The following is a 4,178-nucleotide window of genomic DNA, read 5'->3' on the forward strand; positions in this document are numbered from 1 at the left end:
TTCTATTCATTGATTGCATAAGGATTCCTATTCATCTCCGCCGCCTCACGCATGAACATCCTTATTGCGACAGAACCGTCGCGCTGCGAGAAGGACGAGGAGGGCCGGTATCGCGGTCTGGCGGCGCTTCGGCAATTGCCGCAGGAGCTGTTCGCCGCGTTCGGTCTCGGGCGCTGGCTCGGCCACGAGCGCCGTCGCGCGGTGCAACGCCGCTACCAGGCCGCCGCGCGCGAGGCCAGGGCGGCCGCCGAGCGAATGGATGCGCAGCAGGGCGTCGCGCAGTTGAAGCTGGCGCTGGCCAGCGCGGGGCATCGGCGCCCCCGGTCGGCGGCACCCGCGTCCCATAAACGGCCACCTGACTACGCGGCGGCGGCACCGCCGCTCGACGAGCGCGTCGCGCGACGCATCGGGGCCATCAAGCTGAAACACCCCGACTGGACCCGCGAGCAGTGTATCGACACGGCGCTCGAAGAAATCGCCTCTCCCCAAGCCTGATCCGAGCCGAGCAGGGCCTCCGCTCGTCCATTTCCCCGAGAATCCCGCGAATTTGTTCGATCAACGGGCAGATGCGCGCGTCATTTGCGCCAATTTTCCCCGCACCCTGACGTTATCCACAGACGCGAGCCGTCTCGAGACCGGTTTGCGCGTGCAAATGGAAATAAGTGTCGGGTCGCAGTGCCTTTAACTGTCGGCCCTTAATCAGCCATTTTAATCAGTTCCCACCGGGTTTCATCCACGCCCCCGCAAGCGGGGGCACAAACGGCGCGATGCGCCTTGACGGCCCCCAACGGCGCGGTGCTTCACCCGACGGGCGGGCGTGGCCGCAGTACGGCCCCGAATACTTCACTCGATCTTGCAAACTAGCTTGCAGGGAAGGGGTCTCGTTTACGGGGCGTGAATAGCGAAACAGGCATGGTTTCGCTCAAATCGGCCGTTTTCCCTTTACCCGATTGGTCAGAAATCCGGAGAAGTCGATCAGCCGGGAGTGCTTTGCCGGAATGTGTTGCACGAAACGTTCGTCTTGACTACATACAACAAAAACGCTAGTCTGTAGTCGAATTAGGAATCTTGGCTGAAAATTATGTAGTCTTGCTACACCCTCGGAAGCCCGTCCGGGACAGTTCTGCTGAAAACAAAATTAAAACCGGGTAAAAATATGTATAAGTGCATGCGCTAGACGTACTACGCCGACAATCTCGCAAATATTGCTACTAAGGCTAGTTCAACATAATTAGCGTACTGCCACCATAATTGATAGGAGACACGCATGAATGCGAGAATTGTGAATAACAGGTTGATAATTATTGGTTCTACAATCGCCCTGACAGTCAGTCTTGCTGGATGTGGCGGAGACGATAGCATAGCGGGCGTGTCGCCAGCACCGTCACCGCAAGCGTCGGTGCCAACCGTCCAGACGAATCCAGTCAACCCGGCAATTTCACCGATCACCCCGACTCCGTCTCCTGCGATACCTGCGTCTTCAGCGACACCAGTGGGACAGCCCCCAGCGATGATAACGCCAGAGGCCAAGCAATGGATGTTGACCAACACTGATTATAACGAGACGTATATCAATCAACCCTTTATCGGAAATGGGTACATGGGATTGCGCATTCCGTCGGCAGGGGTTGGTTATTGGGTCGGCACGCGGGCACCGGACAACAGCTCGTCGTGGCCACTTTTCACACCACGTTACACCTCAGCCATGATCGCAGGGTATGTGGGCGATGGTGCGCAGCTTTCGACATTGCCGAATTGGTCGCCATTGACCATCCGTGACACACAAAAAACCTACGATCCCCAAACCCTTCAAGCTTCGCAGCTATCTAACTATAGCCAGTTCACCGATATGCAAAATGGTCTGGTGACGACGTCGGTAACGTGGACGTCGCCGTCTGGCAATCAAGCTAATCTTACGTGGACGATGTTTGCTCACCGCCAGTATGCACACCTCGGCGTGGTGCGTTTAGATATCACGCCGATCAAGTGGACCGGGTCGATGAATGTCGATGCGTTCATCGATTTGCGCAGTATTCGCAGGGCAAAAGAAATGACCAGCCAGCGTTGGCAGGACATCAAAAACAACGGTGCCGAAGCGTCAATTATTGCGGACAGTACGAATACTAAGGCAACTGTTGCCTTTCGGGTGATTCCACCGGCTGGACTACCAGGTAGCACGGCGTTGAACAACAACAATCAGAGCGGCGTGAGTTGGAGTTTTACGCCAACCTTGAATCAAACTTATACTTTTGTAAAATATGTCGGAATTGCGTCCGGCACCGACTACGATCTTCCCAATCCGTCAGTAACGCTAGACAACACCTCGCAACAGATTAACCAGCTTGCCCGGAATGTTGCCGTAGCAGCGCAAACTGGAACCTACGGTTCTTACAACGCCATGTTGCAAGCTCACGAGGCTGCGTGGCAATCCGTCTGGCAAAGCGATGTTATTGTCGATAATCAACATGTCAATTTACAGAAAACCATCCATGCGGCTGAATACATGCTGTATTCAAATCTTCGTGAAGGAATGCGGAATAGTATCGCGCCATCCGGATTGACCAGCGATAACTATGCGGGAATGATCTTCTGGGACGCAGAAACCTGGATGTATCCGTACCTGCTGGCCGCCCATCCAGAGCTGGCCAAATCGATCGTTGACTTTCGCTATGACAAACTGCCTAATGCATTATTGAATGTCCAGGATAATAATGGCGATTCTGGAGTAGGTAGCGCCACAATTGGATCTTTTTTCCCGTGGACATCAAACACGGGGATATTGTCGACGGATCAAGGAGAATCCGCAGAAATCCATTTGCAAGCCGATATTGCGCTGGCTCAGTTTCAATACTATGAAGCTACTGGCGACAAAGCGTGGCTGCAAAACTACGGCTGGCCGGTCCTTAGCGCCATCGCTGACTATTATTCGACACGAATGACACGCAATAGTGACGGAACGTATAGTCTGAAAAATGTGGATGACCCAGATGAATACGTGCATGGCGCGACCGATTCCGCCTATACAAACGGCAGCGCTCTTCAGGCAATCAATTTTGCTACGCAAGCAGCCAATATTCTCGGGTATTCGGCTCATCCGCAGTGGGCCACGGTTAATGCGAAACTGGTAAAGCCCCAGATCGATCCGGTCAAACAAATCGTGTTGCAGTTTGCAGCATTCAACCCAAATGTTCCCCATCAACTGAAACAAGCTGACGTTGTACTGCTGACGTATCCGATGGAATATCCGCTGACCGATCAGGTGGCCATCAAAAATCTAAACTATTATTCTGCGATTACTGATCCGACCGGACCTGCGATGACCAATTCTGCGCAGGCTGTGATTGCAGCACAATATGGCCTGCCAAGCCTCGATGGACTTTTCGTTAACTCATATCAGCCGTATATTCGTGGTCCGTATTTTAATTTCAATGAAACCTCGTTGCTGTCGCCAAGCGCAGGTCAAGGCAACCCGGCATACACGTTCTTGACTGGTGCAGGTGGTTTTATGCAAACTTTGTTGAACGGGCTAGCAGGGTACCGCTTCCGTCAAAATGGCATCTATTTGTCGCCAATCCTACCTGCTGGGCTGATTGACCCGGTTGATAAAGCAAAGCTGACACAGGTCTATTTGAAGGGAATGCACTGGCAAGGCCGGACTTATGATGTTGATGTTGAATCGAACAATACAACCATATTGATCACCAATGGTTCCGCGGCACCTATTGTGACACCGGATGGCACGTTCACGGCAAATCCGGGTGTGCCACTTGTTCTTAAAACTCGTGAGATTGTGCCGTCAATTAAATAGGCTAATTATGTTTTTCTGATGGGTTACGCATGAAATTTTTCGGGGTGCTGCCTATGCCTGCATTTGAGGCCTAGGTGGCCTCAAAATGGGCGTTGTTGCATAAATCGCGGAAAGGCCGCTTGTTGCTAGAAATTTGCGTTCTATCGTGGATTCTTGTGCCTCTTGCTCGAAATTTCCCAAAGCCATGCATATTTCGAGCCAGTTTGGCGATTTATGCAACAACGCCACTCTGGAACTCACTCGACATTCGAATTAAATGCGGTGGACTAGACTAAATCTGACAGTGGTTGGTTTTTCATGCTGGCGCGCATTGGCGCGAAGGGCGTAGCCCGTAGCGGCAATGCGCGCCGCGAACAGCAAGGAGTCCACC

General features: G+C 52.9%; 2 protein-coding genes. Both read left to right on the forward strand.

Annotated elements, in window-relative coordinates:
* Positions 1-51: 51 nt before the first annotated feature.
* Positions 52-495 (forward strand): hypothetical protein, encoded by a 444-nt coding sequence (locus WS68_RS09185; protein WP_059570501.1) that lies wholly within the window; start codon positions 52-54, stop codon positions 493-495.
* Between the two features lie 772 nt (positions 496-1,267).
* Positions 1,268-3,808: a hypothetical protein gene (locus WS68_RS25915; protein WP_082709907.1), complete on the forward strand. Its 2,541-nt coding sequence runs from the start codon at positions 1,268-1,270 to the stop codon at positions 3,806-3,808.
* Positions 3,809-4,178: the final 370 nt, after the last annotated feature.

It is taken from the genome of Burkholderia sp. TSV86, assembly GCF_001522865.1.
Classification (GTDB): Bacteria; Pseudomonadota; Gammaproteobacteria; order Burkholderiales; family Burkholderiaceae; genus Burkholderia.